The 20,706-nt window shown below is 55.9% G+C and carries 23 protein-coding genes; 5 read left to right on the top strand and 18 right to left on the bottom strand.

Going from position 1 to position 20,706, the window contains the following annotated elements; genetic code table 11:
* Nucleotides 1-43: 43 nt before the first annotated feature.
* Both yfcE and yfcF read right to left on the bottom strand, forming a co-directional pair.
* Nucleotides 44-595, bottom strand: a complete 552-nt coding sequence (gene yfcE / locus HVX72_RS06795) for a phosphodiesterase (protein WP_042290716.1) — start codon at nt 593-595, stop codon at nt 44-46.
* Between the two features lie 56 nt (nt 596-651).
* Nucleotides 652-1,296 (bottom strand): glutathione transferase, encoded by a 645-nt coding sequence (yfcF, locus tag HVX72_RS06790; protein WP_042290718.1) that lies wholly within the window; start codon nt 1,294-1,296, stop codon nt 652-654.
* A gap of 140 nt (nt 1,297-1,436) precedes the next feature.
* On the opposite strand from yfcF, the gene yfcG reads away from it, so the two are divergent.
* The 4 genes from yfcG to HVX72_RS06770 all read left to right on the top strand — a co-directional run bounded on the left by yfcG (nt 1,437) and on the right by HVX72_RS06770 (nt 3,988).
* The gene (gene yfcG, locus HVX72_RS06785; protein ID WP_181822823.1) at nt 1,437-2,084 is read left to right on the top strand and encodes a GSH-dependent disulfide bond oxidoreductase; all 648 of its coding nucleotides are present in this window, start codon (nt 1,437-1,439) and stop codon (nt 2,082-2,084) included.
* Nucleotides 2,085-2,137: 53 nt separating this feature from the next.
* Entirely contained in the window at nt 2,138-2,500 is a 363-nt protein-coding gene (folX, locus tag HVX72_RS06780; RefSeq protein WP_042290722.1) for a dihydroneopterin triphosphate 2'-epimerase, read from the top strand.
* 20 nt (nt 2,501-2,520) lie between these two features.
* Nucleotides 2,521-3,414: a TIGR01777 family oxidoreductase gene (locus HVX72_RS06775; protein ID WP_181822822.1), complete on the top strand. Its 894-nt coding sequence runs from the start codon at nt 2,521-2,523 to the stop codon at nt 3,412-3,414.
* A 70-nt stretch (nt 3,415-3,484) separates the two neighbouring features.
* On the top strand, nt 3,485-3,988 hold the full coding sequence (locus HVX72_RS06770; RefSeq protein ID WP_042290725.1) for a GNAT family N-acetyltransferase: 504 nt from the start codon (nt 3,485-3,487) through the stop codon (nt 3,986-3,988).
* A gap of 59 nt (nt 3,989-4,047) precedes the next feature.
* Here HVX72_RS06770 and hisP read toward each other — a convergent pair whose 3' ends face one another.
* The 15 genes from hisP to pdxB form a co-directional block, all read right to left on the bottom strand.
* A complete protein-coding gene (gene hisP, locus HVX72_RS06765) occupies nt 4,048-4,821 on the bottom strand; it encodes a histidine ABC transporter ATP-binding protein HisP (protein WP_042290727.1) in 774 nt (257 codons plus the stop codon).
* Between the two features lie 13 nt (nt 4,822-4,834).
* Nucleotides 4,835-5,542, bottom strand: a complete 708-nt coding sequence (gene hisM, locus HVX72_RS06760; RefSeq protein ID WP_042290728.1) for a histidine ABC transporter permease HisM — start codon at nt 5,540-5,542, stop codon at nt 4,835-4,837.
* Nucleotides 5,539-6,225 (bottom strand): histidine ABC transporter permease HisQ, encoded by a 687-nt coding sequence (locus HVX72_RS06755; protein ID WP_060570100.1) that lies wholly within the window; start codon nt 6,223-6,225, stop codon nt 5,539-5,541. The genes hisM and HVX72_RS06755 overlap by 4 nt, the downstream gene beginning before the upstream one ends.
* Nucleotides 6,226-6,409: 184 nt before the next feature.
* A complete protein-coding gene (gene hisJ, locus HVX72_RS06750) occupies nt 6,410-7,192 on the bottom strand; it encodes a histidine ABC transporter substrate-binding protein HisJ (protein WP_181822821.1) in 783 nt (260 codons plus the stop codon).
* A gap of 246 nt (nt 7,193-7,438) precedes the next feature.
* Nucleotides 7,439-8,221 carry a lysine/arginine/ornithine ABC transporter substrate-binding protein ArgT gene (gene argT, locus HVX72_RS06745; RefSeq protein ID WP_181822820.1) on the bottom strand — a complete coding sequence of 261 codons (783 nt, stop codon included), beginning with the start codon at nt 8,219-8,221 and terminating at the stop codon, nt 7,439-7,441.
* Between the two features lie 288 nt (nt 8,222-8,509).
* Nucleotides 8,510-9,079: a flavin prenyltransferase UbiX gene (ubiX, locus tag HVX72_RS06740; RefSeq protein WP_181822819.1), complete on the bottom strand. Its 570-nt coding sequence runs from the start codon at nt 9,077-9,079 to the stop codon at nt 8,510-8,512.
* A gap of 94 nt (nt 9,080-9,173) precedes the next feature.
* On the bottom strand, nt 9,174-10,691 hold the full coding sequence (gene purF, locus HVX72_RS06735) for an amidophosphoribosyltransferase (protein ID WP_042290735.1): 1,518 nt from the start codon (nt 10,689-10,691) through the stop codon (nt 9,174-9,176).
* Nucleotides 10,692-10,728: 37 nt separating this feature from the next.
* The gene (gene cvpA / locus HVX72_RS06730; RefSeq protein WP_042290946.1) at nt 10,729-11,217 is read right to left on the bottom strand and encodes a colicin V production protein; all 489 of its coding nucleotides are present in this window, start codon (nt 11,215-11,217) and stop codon (nt 10,729-10,731) included.
* 220 nt (nt 11,218-11,437) lie between these two features.
* Nucleotides 11,438-12,112, bottom strand: a complete 675-nt coding sequence (dedD, locus tag HVX72_RS06725; protein WP_181822818.1) for a cell division protein DedD — start codon at nt 12,110-12,112, stop codon at nt 11,438-11,440.
* Nucleotides 12,102-13,370 carry a bifunctional tetrahydrofolate synthase/dihydrofolate synthase gene (gene folC, locus HVX72_RS06720; RefSeq protein ID WP_181822817.1) on the bottom strand — a complete coding sequence of 423 codons (1,269 nt, stop codon included), beginning with the start codon at nt 13,368-13,370 and terminating at the stop codon, nt 12,102-12,104. The genes dedD and folC overlap by 11 nt, the downstream gene beginning before the upstream one ends.
* A 192-nt stretch (nt 13,371-13,562) precedes the next feature.
* Entirely contained in the window at nt 13,563-14,477 is a 915-nt protein-coding gene (accD, locus tag HVX72_RS06715; protein WP_181822816.1) for an acetyl-CoA carboxylase, carboxyltransferase subunit beta, read from the bottom strand.
* 149 nt (nt 14,478-14,626) lie between these two features.
* On the bottom strand, nt 14,627-15,286 hold the full coding sequence (locus tag HVX72_RS06710) for a DedA family protein (RefSeq protein ID WP_042290742.1): 660 nt from the start codon (nt 15,284-15,286) through the stop codon (nt 14,627-14,629).
* A gap of 23 nt (nt 15,287-15,309) precedes the next feature.
* Complete coding sequence (gene truA, locus HVX72_RS06705; RefSeq protein ID WP_181822815.1) at nt 15,310-16,122, bottom strand: tRNA pseudouridine(38-40) synthase TruA; 813 nt, start codon at nt 16,120-16,122, stop codon at nt 15,310-15,312.
* Nucleotides 16,122-17,135, bottom strand: coding sequence for an aspartate-semialdehyde dehydrogenase (locus tag HVX72_RS06700; protein ID WP_042290745.1), 1,014 nt, complete (start codon nt 17,133-17,135; stop codon nt 16,122-16,124). Before HVX72_RS06700 ends, truA begins: the two co-directional genes overlap by 1 nt.
* A gap of 61 nt (nt 17,136-17,196) precedes the next feature.
* Nucleotides 17,197-18,333: a 4-phosphoerythronate dehydrogenase PdxB gene (pdxB, locus tag HVX72_RS06695; RefSeq protein WP_181822814.1), complete on the bottom strand. Its 1,137-nt coding sequence runs from the start codon at nt 18,331-18,333 to the stop codon at nt 17,197-17,199.
* Between the two features lie 103 nt (nt 18,334-18,436).
* Between pdxB and flk the strand changes: the two genes are divergently transcribed.
* Nucleotides 18,437-19,438 carry a flagella biosynthesis regulator Flk gene (flk, locus tag HVX72_RS06690; protein ID WP_181823249.1) on the top strand — a complete coding sequence of 334 codons (1,002 nt, stop codon included), beginning with the start codon at nt 18,437-18,439 and terminating at the stop codon, nt 19,436-19,438.
* Here flk and HVX72_RS06685 read toward each other — a convergent pair.
* Nucleotides 19,435-20,613, bottom strand: a complete 1,179-nt coding sequence (locus tag HVX72_RS06685) for an MFS transporter (RefSeq protein WP_042290748.1) — start codon at nt 20,611-20,613, stop codon at nt 19,435-19,437. The genes flk and HVX72_RS06685 overlap by 4 nt on opposite strands.
* Nucleotides 20,614-20,706 lie beyond the last annotated feature (93 nt).

The following is a 20,706-nucleotide window of genomic DNA, read 5'->3' as shown; positions in this document are numbered from 1 at the left end:
TTTTCTTAGCACTCTGCGGCGCATTTACATATGTGGGGGTAAATTACGAATTAATCGCCACCTGCGCAATGATACTTTGATCATTGAGTGCGATTACGCTCAATACATTATCGTCCAGCATTCCGTAGCTCGCCGGATGGCCGCCCTTCGGTATGCTCACGGAGCCAGGATTGAAATGGTATATATCGCCCCGCTTTTCTGCCACCGGCAGATGAGTATGTCCGTACACCAGCACATCGTTGGACTGCAGCGCTGGCAGATTTTCCGCTCCAAAAAGATGACCGTGGGTCAAAAAGAGCCGCTGGTTTTCCAGTAACGCCTGCTGCCACGGCGCGGTGAGCGGAAAGTGGAGCAACATCTGATCCACTTCGCTGTCGCAGTTGCCGCGCACGGCGATAATCCGCGACGCATATTCGTTCAACCGCCCGGCGACCTCAGCAGGCGCGTAGCCTTCAGGTAAGGCGTTACGCGGCCCATGATTCAGTATATCACCCAGTATCACCAGCCATTGCGCGCCGCTGCGAGCAAACAGCGCCAGCACGCGCTCAGTGGCCGGTAAGGAACCGTGAATATCGGATGCAAACATCAGTTTCATCACGTCCTCCGCATCATAAAAAAACCGCACTATGATACTGGATTGTAGACCCTTTTTCAGCCCGTACGCTTAGCGGAAAGCGCAATATAACGCTGGACAGAAGCGCGCTGCCATTGAAACGCGGCATATTCCGCCAGCGGCGTCGGCACGTCGTCACCGTTGAGCGCCAGACGGTTGATCATCAGCGCCAGATCGGTGTCCGCCAGACACCATTCGCCGAACAGGTTCGGCGTCCCGTCAGCCAGCAGATGGCTCGCCGTGGCAAACAGCTTTTCCACGCTGGCTTTCCCGGCGTCGCTTAATGGCCCTTTCTTGACGCCGCCGAACACCACATCCGTCGGGCGCTCCTCGCGGACAGGCATCAGGTCGCTCCGGAGCCACGCCTGAATCTGCCGCGCCCGGGCACGTTTCTCAAGATCGAGAGGATAGATGCGCTCCCATGTCGGCGGCGCAAAGCGATCTTCCAGATACTCCGCAATAGCTGACGACTCGCTAAGTTCGAACCCGTCAATCTCCAGCAGCGGTACCCGGCGCGTCTGGGCGTAACCCTGCCAGCCAGGCGCGAGATGTTCACCGCGATCCAAATCCACCGTTTTCAGGGTAAAAGGAAGCCCCTTTTCCTGGAGCGCGACGTAAGCAGACAGCACGTAAGGGGAGAAAAAATTGGCGTCTGACCAGAGGGTAATCACAGGTTTACTCATAGCTTCCTCGATGTTGATGGTTTTTTTTCTTTCAACATAAAGCGTCTTTCGTTCGCTGTCACCTGATGAAATCTCACACAACACGCCAGGCTTTCTATACTTGTGGTTGTCTCGTAGATAAAACGCTTGCTGGAGCTGAAATGATCGATCTCTATTACGCCCCTACGCCCAATGGACACAAGATTACGCTCTTTCTTGAAGAAGCCGAAATGGACTACCGACTGATCAAAGTCGATATCAGTAAGGGCAACCAGTTTCGTCCCGATTTCCTGGCGATATCGCCCAATAATAAAATTCCCGCGATTGTTGATCGCGCCCCTGCGGACGGCGGCGCGCCGCTTAGTCTTTTTGAGTCTGGCGAAATTTTGCTTTACCTGGCGGAAAAAAGCGGCATGTTACTGAGCGGCGAGCTGCGCGAGCGTCATATTACGCTGCAGTGGCTGTTCTGGCAGGTTGGCGGGCTTGGGCCAATGCTGGGGCAAAATCATCATTTCAATCATTTCGCGCCGCAGGCCATCCCGTATGCTATCGAGCGTTACCAGGTGGAAACGCAGCGGCTGTATAACGTGCTCAATAAACGTCTGGAAGCTTCTCCCTGGCTGGGCGGCGAGCATTACAGCATCGCGGATATTGCCTGCTGGCCGTGGGTCAATGCCCATCAGCGTCAACGCATCGATCTGGAAATGTACCCGGCGGTAAACAACTGGTTCCAGCGTATCCGCTCGCGTCCGGCCACCGAACGTGCGCTGATGCAGGCGCAACTTAATCCTGAGACGTTGAAAGGATAACGCGCGGCGGTTCTCGTGTATGATGCGAAGGTTCATATATGGAGAACTCTGCAATGTCTCAACCTGACGCTATTATTCGTATAAAAAACCTTCGCTTACGCACCTTTATCGGTATCAAAGAAGAAGAGATCACTAACCGCCAGGATATTGTGATCAACGTTGCGATTCATTATCCGGCAGAAAAAGCGCGGGTCAGCGAAGATATTAACGATGCGTTGAATTACCGTACCATCACGAAAAGCATTCTTCAGCACGTCGAAAACAACCGTTTTTCGTTGCTGGAAAAATTAACGCAGGATGTGCTCGACATCGCACGCGAACACCACTGGGTCACTTATGCTGAAGTGGAAATCGATAAGCTTCACGCGTTACGTTATGCCGATTCGGTATCTATGACCTTAAGCTGGCGGCGTTAGTCGCCTTTACGGGAGGCTGCATGAACATACTGGTTACCGGAGGAACAGGTCTTATCGGCGGACACCTTATCCCGCGTCTGTTGGCGCTCGGGCATCAGGTGACGGTTCTCACTCGCAGCCCCGAAAAAGCCCGGGATCGGCTCGACAGTCGGGTGGCGCTCTGGACCACCCTGGACGATAAAAAGCAGCTTGATGATGTCGACGCGGTGATCAATCTTGCGGGTGAGCCGATTGCCGACAAGCGCTGGTCGAGCGCACAAAAGGAGCGTCTTTGCCAGAGTCGCTGGCGCATCACGCAGAAACTGGCGGATCTGATTAATGCCAGCGAGACGCCGCCCTCGGTACTGATTTCCGGCTCCGCTACCGGCTATTACGGTGATTTGGGTGAAGTGGTGGTGACCGAGGAAGAGCCGCCGCATAATGAATTCACGCATAAGCTGTGCGCGCGCTGGGAACAAATCGCCTGCACCGCCCAAAGCGATCGCACCCGCGTTTGCCTGCTGCGTACCGGCGTCGTGCTGGCGCCCAAAGGCGGTATTCTCGGTAAAATGGTTCCGCCGTTCCGGCTGGGGCTGGGAGGACCGATTGGCAATGGCCGCCAGTATTTACCGTGGATCCACGTTGATGACATGGTGAACGGCATCCTTTGGCTGCTGGATAACGATCTGCGCGGCCCCTTCAATATGGTTTCGCCCTATCCCGTGCGTAACGAGCAGTTCGCCCATGCGCTTGGACATGCGCTACAGCGCCCTGCTTTCGTTCGCGTCCCGGCGACGGCGATTCGCCTGCTGATGGGCGAGTCCTCGGTGCTGGTATTGGGTGGCCAGCGCGCGCTGCCGAAACGTCTGGAAGCCGCAGGCTTCGCCTTTCGCTGGTATGACCTCGAAGAAGCGCTGGAAGATGTGATTCGCTAACCCTCCGGCCTGTGCATGCTCGCCGTTCCGGTGGTAAGGTAATCAGGATGACTTCCGGAATGGCGATTTTATGGCTTTACTGACGACCCCGCGACTGACGCTCTCCCCTTTTCAGGCGACCGACTGGCCTTTCTTTCTCGCCCTGCGAGAGAACCCGGATATTATGCGGTATATGGGCGAACGCTGCCCGGAACGCGATATCCGTTTACTGTTCGCGCGTCGTCTGGTTTCGAAACATATGTTCGTTATTCGCCAGCATCATGACGCAACCCCGCTAGGGGACGTCGGTCTGCAAATCAGCCATCAGTTTCCCCAGGAAGCGGATATCGGCTATTGCCTGCTCCCTGATGTGCAGGGGCGCGGCTTTGCCAGCGAAGCCGTTCGCGCCGTGTGCGAGTATGGCTTTCACGATGCGGGGCTACAGGCGATCAACGCCTGGGTGCTGGCAGAAAACCGGGGGTCCGTAAGATTGCTGGAAAAGCTCGGATTCGCGCGCACGCAGGTGCTGGAAAAAGCATTTACGATCAATGGCATTCGCTATGATGACTGGGGTTACCGGCTGGAAAGCGCCTGAAGGCGCGGCGCTGATCCAACCTGTAAGAAACGCGATTTGCCACCCGGCGAAACCGGTGACTATTTCAACGAACCTTTAAGAAACTGCTGCAATCGCGGGCTTTGCGGATTGCCAAACAGTTGCTCTGGCTCCCCTTCTTCTTCAATCTTCCCCTGATGCAGGAAAATCACGTGGCTTGACACATGGCGAGCAAAACCCATTTCGTGGGTCACCACTACCATGGTTTTGCCCTCTTCCGCCAGTTGCTGCATGATGCGCAACACTTCACCCACCAGTTCAGGATCCAGCGCAGAGGTCGGCTCATCAAACAACAGTACCTCCGGTTCCATCGCCAGCGCGCGGGCAATCGACACGCGCTGCTGCTGCCCGCCGGAAAGATGCACCGGATATTTACCCTGGGCACGCTCATCAATGCCCACTTTCGCCAGATACTTGATCGCCCGTTCGCGGGCTTCCTGCTTGCTCAGGCCCAGTACCTGAACCGGCGCTTCCATGACGTTCTCCAGCACCGTCATGTGGCTCCACAGGTTAAAGTGCTGAAACACCATCGTCAGACGCGTGCGCAACAGGCGGAGCTGGGTTTTATCCGCCACCTTCAGTTGACCGTCTTTGTCGCGTACCAGCGTGATATTTTGGCCGCTGACCACAATCGATCCTTCGCTCGGCTTCTCAAGGAAGTTAATGCAGCGCAGAAAGGTACTTTTCCCCGAACCCGATGAGCCGATAATACTTATCACATCCCCGGCGTTGGCCTGCAGCGATACCCCTTTCAGCACTTCATGTTCGCCGTAGCGTTTGTGCAAATCGATAACGTTTAATTTATTCTCAGACATCGTGTTACTCGAATTATTTAGAGGAAACATGCTGCAACCAGCGCCTTTCCGCCCTGCGGAACAGACTGATCAGGACATACGAAATGATTAAATACAGCACGGCGGCAAGCCCGAAAGCGGTAAAGGGCTGATAGGTCGCTGAATTGATATCGCGAGCGATTTTAAGCAGATCCGGTACCGTCGCGGTAAAAGCCAGGGCCGTGGAATGCAGCATTAAAATAACCTCGTTGCTGTACGCCGGAAGCGCAATACGCAGCGCCGAAGGCAAAATAATGCAGCGGTACATTTTAAACGAAGAAAAGCCATAGGCCCGCGCGGCCTCGATTTCACCATGCGGCACCGAGCGAATGGCGCCGGCAAAAATCTCGGTAGTATAGGCGCAGGTGTTAAGGGTTAACGCCAGAACGGTACAGTTCAGGCCGCTACGAAAGAAGGCGTTGAGGAAATCGGTGCCTTTGACGATTTCCAGGGTATACATCCCCGAATAGAACACCAGGAGTTGCACATACAGCGGCGTCCCGCGAAAGATATAGGTAAATAACCAGATGGGGAACTGGATAAACTTATTGCTGGAAACGCGGCCAATCGCGAGGATCACCGCCAGGATGCCCCCCATCACCACTGATGAGATCAGCAGCCACAGGGTAATCGCCACGCCGGTAAAGCGATAGCCGTCGGTCCAGAGCAGGGATTTCCAGTACTCCTGAATAATATCGATCACAGGTCAGCCCTCTTTACACCCACGGAGTAACGGCGCTCGAGGAACAGCAGCACACCATTGGACACAGTCGTAAATACCAGATAAATCAGCCCGCACACCACTGCGAAATAAAAGGGCTCCCAGGTGCTCTTACCGGCCAGTTGCGTGGCTTTTACCACATCTTCCAGACCGAGCAGCGAGACCAGCGCCGTGGCTTTCAGGATAACCTGCCAGTTGTTGCCAATGCCGGGCAGCGCATAGCGCATCATTGCCGGAAACATTATGCGGCGAAACGTCTGCGATGACGTAAAACCAAAGGCGGTCGCCGCTTCGATATGACCTCTCGGCACCGCCATGAACGCACCGCGGAAAGTTTCCGTGAAATAGGCGCCGTAAATAAAGCCGAGAGTAATAATACCGGCAACCATTGGATCAATATCGATTTGGCCGACCCCCAGCGCGTCGGTGACCGTATTTAGCGCAATCTGCAGACCGTAGAAGATCAGCAGCATCAGCACCAGATCCGGCACACCGCGAATCAGGGTGGTATACCCTTCGAAAATAAGCCCCGTCACCCGGTTTTGCGAGAGTTTAGCCCCCGCCCCGACGAGGCCGATCAGCACCGCCAGCACGACGGAACTGAGCGCCAGTTCCAGCGTGACGATCGCGCCCTGTAAAATAACACCTGAAAAGCCGTACAACATGCTGCCTGTCCTGTCGTGAGTGGTGAGTAAGCGCCTCTTTTGACGTCACGTCCTTCGTATGCCGGATGGCGGCACTGACCTTATCTGGCCTAAGACAACTGTCTGCAGGCCGGATAAACATTGCGCCATCAGGTTGAAAAAAGGATCATCACGCCGTTTCGGGCTTTATCTGCACCGGCGGGAATTAACCGCCATAAACATCAAAATCAAAGTACTTTTTCGCCAGCTTTTCGTAAGTCCCGTCAGCGCGCATATCGGCAAACGCTTTATTAAGGGCTTCACGCAGTTCGTTGTCTTCTTTACGCAGACCCATACCGGTCCCGACGCCGAACAGTTTCTCGTCTTTCACAGACGGGCCGCCGAATTTGTAATCTTTGCCAACGGGTTGCTTCAGAAAGCCTTCGCTTGCCGCGACTTCGTCCTGGAATGCCGCATCAATACGTCCCGCAGTCAGGTCAGAGTAGATGTTGTCCTGCCCCTGGTAAGAGACAATCTCAATGCCCTTCGGCGCCCAATGCTCGTTACCAAACGTCTCCTGAGTGGTGCCCTGAAGTACGCCGACGCGCTTGCCTTTCAGCGACTCGACGGTCGGCTGAATATCGGAATCTTTGGCCACCACCAGACGCGAATCAGCGGCATACAGTTTGTCAGTGAAAGCGATCTCCTGCTGGCGCTTTTCCGTGATGGAAAGCGAAGACATGATGGCATCGATTTTCTTCGCTTTTAACGACGGGATCAGCGCGTCCAGCGGGTTCTCAACGAAGGTGCATTGTGTATTGATACGTTTGCACAGCTCTTTCGCCAGATCGATATCAAAACCCACCAGTTCACCCTGTGTGTTTTTCGATTCAAAGGGGGCGTAAGTAGGATCGGTACCAATGCGAATTTTTTGCGGAATGGCGGCAAAAGCTGCGGTAGCGCTGGAGAAGGCCAGCACCAGGGAAAGAGATAACACCAGTTTTTTCATAGCTATCCTCAACAGACTGTCTTTATAGGGGATCTTTACAGGACCAAGTGCGGTTATCGTGCCATTAATCGGGTCGGCAAGGCAAAGCATTCTACCCAAATAGCCGGTTTATTTTGCATGAAAAGCGCTTAAGTATGCATATTTCCGCCAGCCGATCCAACCACTGCACTGTTATGGTGCATTTCTGCCTGACTGCACCGCGAAAGGTTATCCAAACGGTGCAGCCAGATCCCCTCACTGGCGCGATCAGTCGCCGTAGACGTTAAAGTCGAAGTACTTTTTCGCCATCTTGTCGTAAGTACCGTCATTACGCAGATCGCCCAGCGCCTTGTCAAAGGCCGCTTTCAGCTCTGCGTCGTCCTTACGTAAACCGACGCCCGTCCCGTCGCCAAAGTACTTCTTGTCTTTCACGGAAGGACCGGCAAACGCATAGTCTTTACCGGCAGGTTGTTTCAGGAATCCTTCGCTGGCGGCCACTTCATCCTGCAGAGCAGCATCAAGGCGGCCCGCCGTCAGATCGGAGTAAATCAGATCCTGGTTGGCGTACGCCACCACATCTACACCTTTACTGCGCCAGTTGTCATTGGCATACGCTTCCTGGGTGGACCCCTGCAGAACGCCGACGTGTTTGCCTTTCAGCGCATCCAGCGTCGGTTGGATCGGCGAACCTTTCGCCGCAATCAGTCGTGAGTCAGCCGCGTAGAGTTTGTCAGAGAAGGCGATTTCCTGCTGACGCTTATCGGTGATGGAAAGCGAAGAGATGATGGCATCGATTTTCTTCGCCTTGAGGGACGGGATCAGCGCGTCGAAATCGCTGGCGACCCAGGTACATTTGACCTGCATACGCTTGCACATCTCATTGCCCAGATCGATATCAAAGCCGACAAAATCGCCTTTGGCGTCTTTCGAAGAGAATGGCGCGTAGGTGGTGTCCGTACCGATACGAACCGTTTCCGGTAACGCGGCATAGCTGGATGCGCCAACAGAAAGACCTATCAGTAATGACAGAGCGAGAACTGACTTCTTCATACATAACCCTCAAGTGGAATGACTTTATTATGTTTTGCGTTGTGTTGTGTGTTTGCAGGCTTTTTCATGCAGGTCTTATGCCATTTTCGCGTCGATGAGGATATTCGACGTTAAATATGTTAATAAAACGTTGCAATATTGTCCTGATGTTGAAGATAGCAGGTCTGGCGGATGAACCGCAGCGTTTCGGTGGCTTTTAGCGAATTAAATGTCGAGGATATGATCGCGGTTACAAAATTGCCCTATAACAGGGCAACGGTTGCCAGAAGGCGCGCTAAGCAGGCAGCGCTATGCGCCCTGCCAGCGGGCAAAGAGATCCTGCGGTAGCGCAATGTCAAACTGATCAAGAACGCGGTTAACGGTTTGATTTATCACATCATCCAGCGACTGCGGACGATGATAAAACGCCGGAACCGGCGGCATAATCACCGCGCCAATTTCCGCCGCCTGGGTCATTAATCGAAGATGCCCCAGATGCAGCGGTGTTTCCCGCACACAGAGCACCAGCGGACGGCGCTCTTTCAGCACCACGTCGGCGGCGCGGGTGAGCAGACCGTCGGTATAGCTGTGCACAATGCCGGACAGCGTTTTAATCGAGCATGGCAGGATGACCATTCCCGCGGTCTGAAAAGAGCCAGAGGAGACGCTGGCGGCAATGTCACGCGCGTCGTGGGTGACATCAGCAAGCGCCTGCACGTCGCGCAGCGATAAGTCGGTTTCCAGCGACAACGTCTGTCGGGCGGCCTGACTCATAATCAGGTGCGTTTCAACATCCGGCACGTCGCGTAAAACCTGCAACACGCGCACGCCGTAAATGGCGCCGCTGGCGCCGCTAATTCCTACGATGAGTCGTTTCATGATATATCGCCCTGTCTGACTTCTGGGCTGACTTTGCAGGATTTCAGGGGGAGTTGCAAGCAGGGTGCGGAAACCGCACCCTGAGAGGAAGAGATTACCCTTCGTTATGCATTTCGAGATTTTCCACTTCGTTCTGCCGCTGCACCGCTTTGGCATCGTCATTGCGCAGGGAATCGAGGAAATCAAGATACTGCTGGTCAACGTCTTTGGTGACGTACACGCCGTTAAATACCGAGCATTCAAACTGCTGAATATCCGGGTTCTCGGCGCGTACGGCTTCGATAAGATCGTTCAGATCCTGGAAGATTAGGCCGTCTGCGCCGATAATCTGGCGAATCTCATCCACTTCACGACCGTGGGCGATCAGTTCGTTAGCGGTAGGCATGTCAATGCCGTACACGTTCGGGAAACGAATTTCCGGCGCGGCTGACGCCAGATAGACCTTTTTCGCCCCGGCTTCACGCGCCATCTCAATGATCTGCTCAGAGGTGGTGCCGCGCACGATAGAGTCATCGACCAGCAGAACGTTTTTATCCCGGAACTCCGCGCGATTAGCGTTCAGCTTGCGGCGCACCGATTTACGGCGCAGCTGCTGACCCGGCATGATAAAGGTACGTCCCACGTAGCGGTTTTTCACAAACCCCTGGCGGTACGGCTTACCCAGAATACGGGCAATTTCCAGCGCGATATCGCAGGACGTTTCCGGGATCGGGATCACCACGTCGATATCCAGGTCTTCCCACTCACGGGCAATTTTTTCACCCAGCCTGGTCCCCATATTAACGCGGGCGCTGTAGACGGAAATTTTGTCAATGAAGGAGTCCGGACGCGCAAAGTAGACGTACTCAAACAGACACGGGTTGCTGACCGGGTTTTCCGCACACTGGCGGGTAAACAGTTGGCCTTTTTCCGTGATGTACACCGCCTCGCCGGGCGCGACGTCACGGAGGAATTCGAAGCCCAGCGTATCAAGCGCCACGCTTTCTGAGGCCACCATGTACTCGGTACGGCCATCGCCAATATCGCGTTTGCCCAGCACCAGCGGACGGATCCCGTTCGGATCGCGAAAGGCGATCATCCCGTGGCCGATAATCATCGCCACGCAGGCATACGCCCCGCGAATCTGGCGGTTAGTCGCGGCGATAGCGGCAAAAATGTTATCGGCTTCCAGCGGATAGTGACGAAAGTTATCCAGCTCGCTGGCAAAGATATTCAGCAGGATCTCTGAATCGGAGGTGGTGTTGATGTGGCGACGCTTTTCTTCGAACAGCTTTTTACGCAGCTCGTGGGCGTTGGTCAGATTGCCATTGTGGGCAAGCGTGATGCCATACGGTGAGTTGACGTAGAATGGCTGAGCCTCTGAGGCGCTGGAGCTGCCAGCCGTTGGGTAGCGCACATGACCGATACCCATGTTGCCCTGCATACGCTGCATGTGACGCGCTTCGAACACGTCGCTCACCAGGCCGTTCGCTTTACGCAAGCGAAAGCAGTTGTTCGCATCAATGGTGATGATGCCTGCGGCATCCTGGCCACGATGCTGGAGCACCGTTAAGGCGTCATAAATCGACTGGTTGACCGGCATAACACCGGCGATACCGACAATACCGCACATACGTCTTTTTCCTCGTTAACCACATCTCAGAACCCAGTCAGGTTCTGGGCAAGAAACTTGACGAGCTTTGCAGATAGTCAAAAAACCATCTGATGATGAAACTGAACTCCGGGATAAGCCGTGACTGACTCCAGTCCTCACTTTTCGACAAACCGGTAAAGGTATCGAGAAAGAACAGAATGGCGGCAACAATCAGTACACCACGCAGAGCCCCAAAACAGATCCCCAGCACCCGGTCAGTACCGGACAACCCGGTTTTTTCGACCAGTTGCCCGATAACAAAGTTGACGACCGCGCCGACAATGAGCGTCGCGATAAACAGCACCGCGATGGCAATCCCGTTTCGAACCAGTTCGTCTTCAAAGCCCGAAAACCAGACAGACAGATAAGTGTAGTAATGGCTGGCGACAAAGAAAGCACAACCCCATGTCACCAACGATAACGCTTCACGTACAAAGCCACGGATCAGGCTAACCAGACAGGAAAAACCAATCACCGCGATAATGGCGTAATCAATCCAGACCATAAGTGTCCCACGATTTAACGCCCTGCCGTCCTGTTCGGGGCGCATTCTAACAGAAAAAGAAAACGTTTGCGTAGGGATTTCCTTCCCGCGCGTAAATAAAAATGGCGCTGAAAAAATATTCAACGCCATCATACTTTTTGGCCGTTTTTGGCCTTGCCGGATGGCGTCGTTAACGCCTTATCCGGCCTGAAAAACCGCGTCGCGCCTGGCGATAGGGGGCTTAGTTCGGACTGTATCCCATCACCACTCCGCTTAGCCCGGAGAGCTGTTTCAGTTCACCAAGCGCGCTTTTCAGCTTGTCGCGAGACGCGTCCGGCCCGACCAGGATGCGGGTGATTTTTCCCTGCACTGGCGTCGACGGCACAGTATATACCCGGTAACCCGCGCCGCGAAGTTTACCCACAATCTCATTGACCTTGTCGGCGTTTTTCAACGCCCCTAACTGAACAACATAGGCTTTCCCGGTCGGTGCCGGTTTTTCTTCTGCCGCGGGCTTAGGCGCAGGCGCTGTCGGCTCTACCACCGGCTGTGGTTTCGGCTGCGGCTTCGGTTTTTCAACCGGTTTTGGTTTTGGCTTTTCAACCGGCGCTGGCGCCGGATCAATCGCCGGATTGTTGGTCGACGCATAGCGCGAAGGGTCCAGCGACGGCGCCGCCGCATCGCCTGCGCGCACTTCTTCCGCAGCGCCTTCCGGCGGCTGGGTCGGCAAAGCCTGCGTGGCGGCGGGCATCATATCAGGCTCATCGCGATCGCCCGGTTTCGGCACCAGCGGGATAGCGGCAAACTCATCCTGATAATGCTTTTTTTGCCCGTCGAGCAGGCCTGGAAGCACAATCACGCCCAGTGCGACCAGCACAATTGTGCCAACTAAACGATTCTGAAATTTACTCGCCACCGATTCTCCCCGCGTCCATCACTTCCATGACATGTGCCACCGTGTGGAATGATCCACATACCAGTACGGTATCTTCTGGTTTCGCCTCCGCCAGCGCCGCCTGCCATGCCTGCGCGACACTGTCATAGACAGTGCCCTGGCCCAGATGTTCCAGCAGTTGTTCCGCCGTCGCGCCGCGCGGCCCTTCCAGCGGAGCACAATACCAGTCGTCGACCACGCTTTTCAACCAGGCTAACGTTCCCGCAATATCCTTATCATGTAGCATACCGATAACCGCCAGCACGCGCCCTTGTTTCGGTAACCCTTTCAGTCGCCCGGTCAGGTATTCCGCCGCATGGGGATTATGCGCGACATCAAGAATGACCCGTGGGGACTCGCTCACAATCTGAAAACGTCCGGGTAGAATCGCCCCGGCAATACCGTCGCGGATCGCCTGCTCGCCGATCGTAAGCCCGCTTGCACGCAGCGCCGCCAGCGCCGTCGCCGCGTTTGGCTGCGGCACCTGCGGCAACGGCAATCCGGTTAACGTACCGTTGGCGTCGGTAAAACGCCAGCTGTCGTCAGACACCGCATAATGCCAGTCTACGCCGCGTCGCTGGAGCAAAGCCCCTTTTTCCTGCGCGACGTCGGCGATGGTATACGGCATTTCCGGTTCGCCAACAATCGCCGGTTTTTCAGCGCGGAAGATCCCGGCTTTTTCCCGGCCAATGCTTTCGCGATCCGGTCCCAGCCAGTCGGTGTGGTCAAGCGCGATACTGGTGATCACCGCGACGTCAGCATCCACCATATTGGTGGCGTCCAGCCGACCGCCTAACCCCACCTCCAGAATAACGACATCAAGATTCGCCTGCTTAAACAACCACAGTGCGGATAGCGTACCGTACTCAAAATAGGTCAGGGAAATCTCACCGCGCGCAGCTTCAATTTCCGCAAAAGAGGCGGTATGGGCCGATTCCGGCAGTTCTTTACCCGCAATGCGCACGCGCTCAGTGTAACGGACCAGATGCGGCGAACTGTAAACGCCCACGCTGTAGCCTGCCGCCGTCAATACGGACTCCAGCGTGCGGCAGGTTGTGCCTTTGCCGTTCGTTCCGGCGACGGTAAAGACAAATGGCGCGGGCTTTAACACGTCCAGTTTCGCTGCCACCTGACTTACGCGCTCAAGACCCATATCAATCGTTTTGGCGTGGAGATTTTCCAGATAAGAAAGCCACGAGGCCAGGGGCGACGCGGCTTGGGGAATGCGTTTGTTATCCATGATGCCCGTAAATTGGTTACATTGAGAAAAGCAAAAGGCAGCGCCAACTGGCCCTGCCCTTTTGTACTCGTCGTTTTTCAAGCTGCAGGCTTGTTGGCTGCTCTCGTTCACCCGAATCACTTGCCTGTGCAAGCTCATCGGGATGAACGCTCTTGCCGCCTACCTGCAACTCGAAATCCATAAAGTAAATTATCAGGCCTCGGGTTCCTGATCCGGTACCGGAGGTACCACCACGCCTTCACGTGGAGCATCCGGATTCGGCGCGGGTAAGTTCATTAGCTTCGCCAGAATGCTGGCCAGTTTCAGGCGCATTTCCGGACGGCGGACAATCATATCGATAGCGCCTTTTTCGATCAGAAACTCACTGCGCTGGAATCCCGGCGGCAATTTCTCACGGACGGTTTGCTCGATCACGCGCGGACCGGCGAAGCCAATCAACGCTTTCGGTTCAGCGACATTAAGATCGCCCAGCATCGCGAAGCTTGCGGATACGCCACCCATTGTCGGGTCAGTAAGCACCGAAATGTACGGCAGACCACGTTCCTGCATTTTCGCCAGCGCAGCGGAAGTTTTCGCCATCTGCATCAACGACATCAGCGCTTCCTGCATACGCGCGCCGCCGGACGCGGAGAAGCAGATCAGCGGGCAGTTATCTTCCAGCGCCTGCTCAACGGCGCGGACGAAACGCGCACCGACAACAGATCCCATGGAACCGCCCATAAAGGCAAACTCAAAGGCCGCCGCGACAACCGGCATGCCGTGAAGCGTACCTTTCATGACCACCAGCGCGTCTTTTTCGCCGGTTTCCTTCTGCGCGGAAGCCAGACGATCTTTATACTTCTTGGAGTCACGGAACTTCAGCACGTCTTTCGGCTCAAGTTCGCTACCCAGCTCCACAAGAGAACCTTCATCTAACAGGCTATGCAGGCGATTGCGCGCCGACATGCGCATGTGATGGTCACACTTCGGACAGACCTCAAGATTACGTTCCAGCTCAGCGCGATATAAAACCTGACCGCAGCTATCACATTTGGTCCACACCCCTTCAGGAATGCTTGCCTTGCGGGTTGGAGTAATGTTGCTTTTAATTCGTTCAATCCAGCTCATTGGTGACCTTTCTGCCTGAACCCTGGTTAGCTTTGTTATAAGGGGCGCATGATGCCATTTTTGCCCCCAACAGACCATGAATGTTGCACATTAAAACATAACAGCCCGTAACTTTGGATAAAAAAGTGGTCGAACCGCTGTGTTAGTTTCTATTTTGTTACACGCGACGCAGCACGTTTATGACGAATAATTTCGTAAACGCCGGGCAATATGGACACCACGATAATGCCGACGATCAACAGCTTCAGGTTATCCTGGATCATCGGGAGAGTGCCGAAGAAGTAGCCCGCGTAGGTAAACAGCAATACCCACAACAGCGCGCCAATCACGTTGTAAGCGGCAAAATGACGATAAGACATATGCCCCATTCCCGCCACGAACGGCGCGAACGTTCTGACGATCGGCACAAAGCGGGCGAGAATGATGGTTTTGCCGCCATGCTTCTCGTAAAACTGGTGGGTTTTGTCGAGGTAACTGCGGCGGAAAATTTTCGAGTCCGGGTTGCTGAAAAGCTTATCGCCGAACAGTCGGCCAATGGTGTAGTTAACCGCGTCGCCAACAATTGCGGCAATCAGCATTAATACCACCATCATATGGACGTTGAGATCGTTATTGGGCAGCGACGCCAGCGCCCCGGCAACGAACAGCAGGGAATCTCCCGGCAGGAACGGCGTGACCACCAGACCCGTTTCACAAAACAAAATCAGGAACAAAATGGCGTATACCCAGATGCCATATTCGGCAACCAGCTCTGCCAGATGCACATCGATGTGCAGGATGAAATCAATAAGAAAGTAAATCAGGTCCATAATTATGCCTTTTACGACGCGAATTAGTCCGCCAGGAACAGCGGGCCCATAGGCGGTTTCGGAAGATCAAACCGGTCCGGATAATCCACCGCGACCAGATACAGCCCTTCCGCTTTCGCCGTTGCCGCTGCAAGCGTTCTGTCCTTTGCCGCTAACAGCTCTGCTATCCAGCTCTCCGGCTGGTTGTTGGCGCCCACTTCCATCAGGCTGCCGACAATATTCCTGACCATATGATGTACAAAGGCATTGGCTTTGATATCGACCACCACATATGCGCCATAACGCGACACGCTAATATGCATCACGTTACGCCACGGCGTGCGCGACTGGCACTGAACGGCGCGAAACGAGGTAAAATCGTTCTCGCCAATCAGGCATTGCGCCGCGCGGTGCATCCGCTCGGCATCCAGAGGCTCATAGTAATGCGTGACGCCTTTGGCTAAAACCGCCGGACGCAGCCGATGATTGTAGATGATGTAACGATAACGACGAGCCGTGGCGCTAAAGCGGGCATGAAAATCGTCCGGTACAGCTTTCACCCAACGCACGGCAATGTCACCAGGTAAATTCGCATTTACGCCTAACGTCCATGCCGCGTCTTTTCGCTGTGCGGTCGTTTCGAAATGGACGACCTGCCCGGTGCCGTGAACGCCCGCATCGGTACGGCCGGCGCAGAAGACGGTAATCGGCTCATTGGCAACCTGGGAGAGTGCTTTTTCCAGCTTTTCCTGCACGCTGCGCACTTCGTTCTGACGCTGCCAGCCATAATATTTGCTGCCGTCATACTCAATGCCCAGCGCAATTTTATGCACCGGCGGCTGTAGCTGGTCGGACATCAGTAGAGATACTCCTGCACCAGCTTCTCGGCAATTTTTACCGCCATCAGGGCGCCGCCAAAGCGAACGTTATCGGCCACCGACCAGAACTGTACTTGCTCCGGCATACCGTAGTCGTTACGCACACAGCCTACGGAAAGCTGCGCGTTGCCAGACGCATCGCCGACCTGAGTGGGGAAATCCGTCTCGTCGGACAGCATGATATCCTCGCCCTGGGCGAAGGCGTCACGGGCCTCTTCTGCCGCCAGCGGACGCAGAGCTTCAAACGCGACCATCTGCGCGTGGCCGTAAAACACCGGCGACCGCACGCAGCTTACGGAGATCATCAGCCCGTCATCCTGCATAATTTTGCGCACTTCATCGACGATACAGCGCTCTTCGCGCACGCTGCCTTCCCTGTCCGGCAACAGCGGTAACATGTTGAAGGCCAACTGGCGACCAAAGAAATCGTCTTCATCGATCGGGATCCCGTTCAGCAGCTTCGCGCTCTGCCCGGCGAGAGCATCGACCGCCTTTTTGCCCTGTGCGGAGGCCGAAAGCAGGCTGGTCACACTGATGCGGGACAAACCGCCCTGGTCGATCAGCGGCTTCAGCGACGCCAGCAGTTGGCTGGTCAGGCTGTTCGGGACGGCGATAACGTTACGATTACGGTAGTCCGCCAGCACGAACGGGTTCACTTCCGGCACCACCAGCGGCACGTCCGGCTCAAGGGCGAACAGACCGCTGGAGTCAATCACCAGGCATCCTGCGTTGGTGGCGTCGTCCACCCACGCCGCCGTAGCCTCTACGCCCGCGACAAAAAACGCCAGCTGCGCCTGCGTCCAGTCGAACTCTGCCGCATCCTGCACCGTTACCGTTTTTCCGGCAAAACGCAGATGTTCACCCGCGCTTTCTGGCCGCGCCAGCGCATAGATCTCACCGACCGGGAACTGGCGTTCTGCCAGAGTTTCAAGCAACGCTTCGCCAACGGCGCCCGTCGCGCCGAGAACGGCAATATTCCAGCCTTCAGACATGGTGGTTTACTCCAGAAATAGCAAAGCTCCCCGCTGCAGGCAGGGAGCGACAAAAAGAATGTTAGCGAGCCGGATGATGAACGGCGTTAAACCCTAGCTGATGCAATAGCGCGGCGGCGCTGGCGTCGTCGCACATCACATACAGTGACGACCATTCGCGGCGCTCAAGGTAAGTCTTGCGCAGTTTATCGAATTCACCCGGTATCCCGGCGACGTGACGCAGCGGCGCATCGTCGCGGCGCACATCATACACCAAATGCGCCAGTCTTTTCAGCGTTGGCTGATCTAACGGGCCGTGGAGCGTGATACGGCCAAATTCCGGGGCGGGCAGCAGCGTGTCAAGCGCGACATGTTGGGCGCGCCCGATAAACGCGCTGAACGCTTCAAAGACCTGGGTGGTTCCGCGCGCTTTGCCTTCCAGCGTATAGCCCGCAATATGCGGCGTACCGATATCCACTTTACTGAGCAGTTCTACGTTCAGGTCCGGCTCCCCTTCCCACACGTCCAGCACCACGCTCAACTGCTGTCCCGCGTTCAGGCGCGCCAGCAGCGCCGCGTTATCCACAACCGCGCCACGACAGGCGTTGATCAGGATCGTCCCTGGCTTCAGACGGGCGATCAGCGCCTCATCCGCCAGATGCAAAGTCTTGTACGGACCGTCTTTAAACAGCGGCGTATGGAAGGTCAGGATATCCGCCTCCCGCACCAGCTCGTCAAGCGAGCGGAAATCGCCTTCGTCGCCCCGATCCGCCCGCGGCGGATCGCACAGCAGCGTACGCACGCCGAACGCTTCCAGCCGCGCCTGTAAACGGCGGCCAACGTTACCGACCCCCACAATACCTACGGTACGATCGCGCAGGGCAAAGCCGTCGCGTTCGGCCAGCAACAGCAGCGCGGAAAAGACGTACTCGACGACCGCAATCGCGTTACAGCCAGGCGCCGCCGAAAAACCAATACCGGCCTGCGTAAGCCAGCGGTCATCCACGTGATCGGTTCCCGCCGTTGCCGTGCCGACAAATTTCACCGGTTTCCCCGCCAGCAGCGCTTCATTCACTTTGGTGACCGAACGCACCATGAGGGCGTCCGCATCGTCCAGTTCAGCAACCGGAATTGGGCGGCCAGGAACCGCTTTTACCTCGCCCAGTCGGCTAAACAATTCGCGGGCATAAGGCATATTTTCATCAACGAGAATTTTCACGTCTTTCGTACCTGTTTGAGAACGAGTGTTAACCGGGCAAGTGTGCCATAATCTGGCCGCCAGGCATACTTTGCTAAGATTGATGGTTTAAGGATACGTGATGATGCAACCCATTTCCGGTACTCCCGCACGCCCTCCGGGTGAAGGGCAACCCGCTTCTTCCGCTGCGGGCGAACAACCGCTCTCTACTCAACAGCGGACGGTACTGGAGCGACTGATAACCCGCCTGATTTCACTGACGCAACAGCAAAGTGCGGAAGTGTGGGCCGGAATGAAACACGATCTTGGCGTGAAAAGCGACACACCGTTGTTGTCCCGCCATTTCCCCGCCGCAGAGCACAATCTCAGCCAGAGACTGAGCGTCGCCCAGCAAAATCATGCCAACCGACAGGTGCTGTCGCAGCTAACGGAATTATTGAGCCAGGGGAATAACCGTCAGGCGGTGAGCGATTTTATTCGCCAGCAATATGGACAAACGGCGCTCAGCCAGCTCACGCCGGATCAGCTAAAGAATGTACTGACGCTGCTCCAGCAGGGGCAATTGTCTATTCCGCAACCACAACAGCGCCCGGCAACCGATCGCCCGCTGTTGCCTGCGGAACACAACACCCTGAACCAGTTGGTGACCAAACTGGCCGCCGCGACGGGAGAGTCCGGTAAGCTTATCTGGCAATCCATGCTGGAACTGTCGGGCGTGAAAAGCGGCGAGTTGATCCCGGCGAAGCATTTTACCCATCTGGCGACCTGGCTTCAGGCGCGGCAAACGCTCAGTCTGCAACACGCCCCGACCCTGCAATCGCTGCAGGCGGCGTTGAAGCAACCACTGGAGCCGGCAGAACAGGCATTGCTGAAAGAGTATGCCCAGCACACCTGGCAGATCCAGCCGCAGACGGTGTTGACCACCGCCCAGGTTCAGGATCTGCTGAATCAGATCTTCCTGCGCCGCGTTGAGCGCGACAAAGCGCTCAGCGATCCGCTTCATATTCAGCCAATCTACAGCCCGTTTACCCCGGTGATCGAAACCTTCAAAGCGGCCGCCGCCCGTCCCGGACTGCTGTTTCTCGCCCTGATGGTTGCGCTGCTGATTTTCTGGCTGGTGGTTTAACCCCGGCGAAACGACAGGATCGTCACCAGAATCCCTACCACGGCGGAAATCGCCCCCGCAAGGAACACTGACGGATAGCCACAGGATGTGGCCAACACGCCCGCCAGCGGGCCAGTGATGGCGTAGGAGATATCCTGAAACGCGGCGTATCCCCCCAGCGCCGTCCCGCGTACCTGTGCCGGGACACGCTTGACCACCTCAACGCCCAGCGCGGGGAAAATAAGCGAGCAGCCCGCCCCGGTTAACGCCGCGCCAAGCAGAGCAATCCACGCCGTTGGCGCCAGCCATAGCAGCACCAGACCCACGGTCTCGACCAATAAAGAAGCGATAGCGACTTTTACACCGCCAAAGCGATCCGGCATCCAGCCAAACAGCACGCGCATGAGGACAAACGCACCGCCGAACGCGGTGAGGGTAAAACCCGCCATTGCCCAGCCGTGGCTGGCGAAATAGAGCGAAATAAAGGTGCCGATAACCGCAAAACCCACCCCCTGCAACGCAAGGCCGAGACCGGGTTTCCAGATAAGCCCGACCACGCTCCACAGAGAAGGTCGTTCTCCCGTCTGCGCGGGCACTTTACGTACCGTGCCGTTAAATGCCCATGCCAGCAGCGGCAGCGCCATGGTGGTTCCTGCCAGCGCGGCAAACCCAAAGTGACTGTGGATGAGTAAACCCAGCGGCGCCCCTGCCGCCAGCGCGCCGTAAATCGCCATCCCATTCCAGGACATCACTTTACCGGAACGCGTTGGCCCCACCAGACCCAGCCCCCAGGTCAGCGTACCGGTAAGCAACTGGCTTTCTCCAAAGCCGAGGATCAGGCGTCCTGCGATCAGCAGCGCAAATTTCACCGGCGCAGAGACGGGCAACAGCGCCGCCAGCAGCCATGCCCCGCCCGCCAGCGCGCAGGCGAACATGCCCTGCAACGCCGAGCGCTTGGCGCCATACTGATCGGCGAGCCGTCCGGCATAGCCGCGCGTTAACACGGTGGCGAGAAACTGGATCCCGACGGCGATCCCCACCATCGTATTGCCATAACCCAGTTCATGGTGGACAAAAAGTGGAATCACGGGCAGCGGCAATCCAACCGTCATGTAGGTCAGGAACACCGCAAAGGCGATACGGAACAGTGAGAAATTGGCAGAAGATGTGGATTCTTTTTCAGCTACGACAGCCATGCATGACTCCAGGCAGCAGAACAAAAAAGGGAGCCTGAAAGCTCCCCTTTGAAATCATCAGGTTCTGCCGGATAGCGGCGATACGCCTTATCC

Origin of the sequence: Citrobacter sp. RHB21-C05 (assembly GCF_013889015.1) — a bacterium.
Lineage (GTDB): Bacteria > Pseudomonadota > Gammaproteobacteria > Enterobacterales > Enterobacteriaceae > Citrobacter_A > Citrobacter_A sedlakii.
The sequence above is the reverse complement of the archived record's forward strand: the minus strand, read 5'-3'. Positions and strand labels throughout refer to the sequence as shown.

What these genes read in the sequence shown, in the direction of transcription:
- ubiX (WP_181822819.1), bottom strand. Translation starts at nt 9,079, where the DNA reads ATGAAACGACTCATCGTAGGAATTAGCGGCGCCAGCGGCGCCATTTAC.
- flk (WP_181823249.1), top strand. Translation starts at nt 18,437, where the DNA reads ATGCAACCCATTTCCGGTACTCCCGCACGCCCTCCGGGTGAAGGGCAA.
- accD (WP_181822816.1), bottom strand. Translation starts at nt 14,477, where the DNA reads ATGAGCTGGATTGAACGAATTAAAAGCAACATTACTCCAACCCGCAAG.
- cvpA (WP_042290946.1), bottom strand. Translation starts at nt 11,217, where the DNA reads ATGGTCTGGATTGATTACGCCATTATCGCGGTGATTGGTTTTTCCTGT.
- HVX72_RS06775 (WP_181822822.1), top strand. Translation starts at nt 2,521, where the DNA reads ATGAACATACTGGTTACCGGAGGAACAGGTCTTATCGGCGGACACCTT.
- yfcE (WP_042290716.1), bottom strand. Translation starts at nt 595, where the DNA reads ATGAAACTGATGTTTGCATCCGATATTCACGGTTCCTTACCGGCCACT.
- truA (WP_181822815.1), bottom strand. Translation starts at nt 16,122, where the DNA reads ATGTCCGACCAGCTACAGCCGCCGGTGCATAAAATTGCGCTGGGCATT.
- yfcF (WP_042290718.1), bottom strand. Translation starts at nt 1,296, where the DNA reads ATGAGTAAACCTGTGATTACCCTCTGGTCAGACGCCAATTTTTTCTCC.
- yfcG (WP_181822823.1), top strand. Translation starts at nt 1,437, where the DNA reads ATGATCGATCTCTATTACGCCCCTACGCCCAATGGACACAAGATTACG.
- HVX72_RS06700 (WP_042290745.1), bottom strand. Translation starts at nt 17,135, where the DNA reads ATGTCTGAAGGCTGGAATATTGCCGTTCTCGGCGCGACGGGCGCCGTT.
- hisJ (WP_181822821.1), bottom strand. Translation starts at nt 7,192, where the DNA reads ATGAAAAAACTGGTGTTATCTCTTTCCCTGGTGCTGGCCTTCTCCAGC.
- purF (WP_042290735.1), bottom strand. Translation starts at nt 10,691, where the DNA reads ATGTGCGGTATTGTCGGTATCGCCGGTGTTATGCCGGTCAACCAGTCG.
- folC (WP_181822817.1), bottom strand. Translation starts at nt 13,370, where the DNA reads ATGGATAACAAACGCATTCCCCAAGCCGCGTCGCCCCTGGCCTCGTGG.
- folX (WP_042290722.1), top strand. Translation starts at nt 2,138, where the DNA reads ATGTCTCAACCTGACGCTATTATTCGTATAAAAAACCTTCGCTTACGC.
- HVX72_RS06755 (WP_060570100.1), bottom strand. Translation starts at nt 6,225, where the DNA reads ATGTTGTACGGCTTTTCAGGTGTTATTTTACAGGGCGCGATCGTCACG.
- argT (WP_181822820.1), bottom strand. Translation starts at nt 8,221, where the DNA reads ATGAAGAAGTCAGTTCTCGCTCTGTCATTACTGATAGGTCTTTCTGTT.
- HVX72_RS06710 (WP_042290742.1), bottom strand. Translation starts at nt 15,286, where the DNA reads ATGGACCTGATTTACTTTCTTATTGATTTCATCCTGCACATCGATGTG.
- HVX72_RS06770 (WP_042290725.1), top strand. Translation starts at nt 3,485, where the DNA reads ATGGCTTTACTGACGACCCCGCGACTGACGCTCTCCCCTTTTCAGGCG.
- HVX72_RS06685 (WP_042290748.1), bottom strand. Translation starts at nt 20,613, where the DNA reads ATGGCTGTCGTAGCTGAAAAAGAATCCACATCTTCTGCCAATTTCTCA.
- hisP (WP_042290727.1), bottom strand. Translation starts at nt 4,821, where the DNA reads ATGTCTGAGAATAAATTAAACGTTATCGATTTGCACAAACGCTACGGC.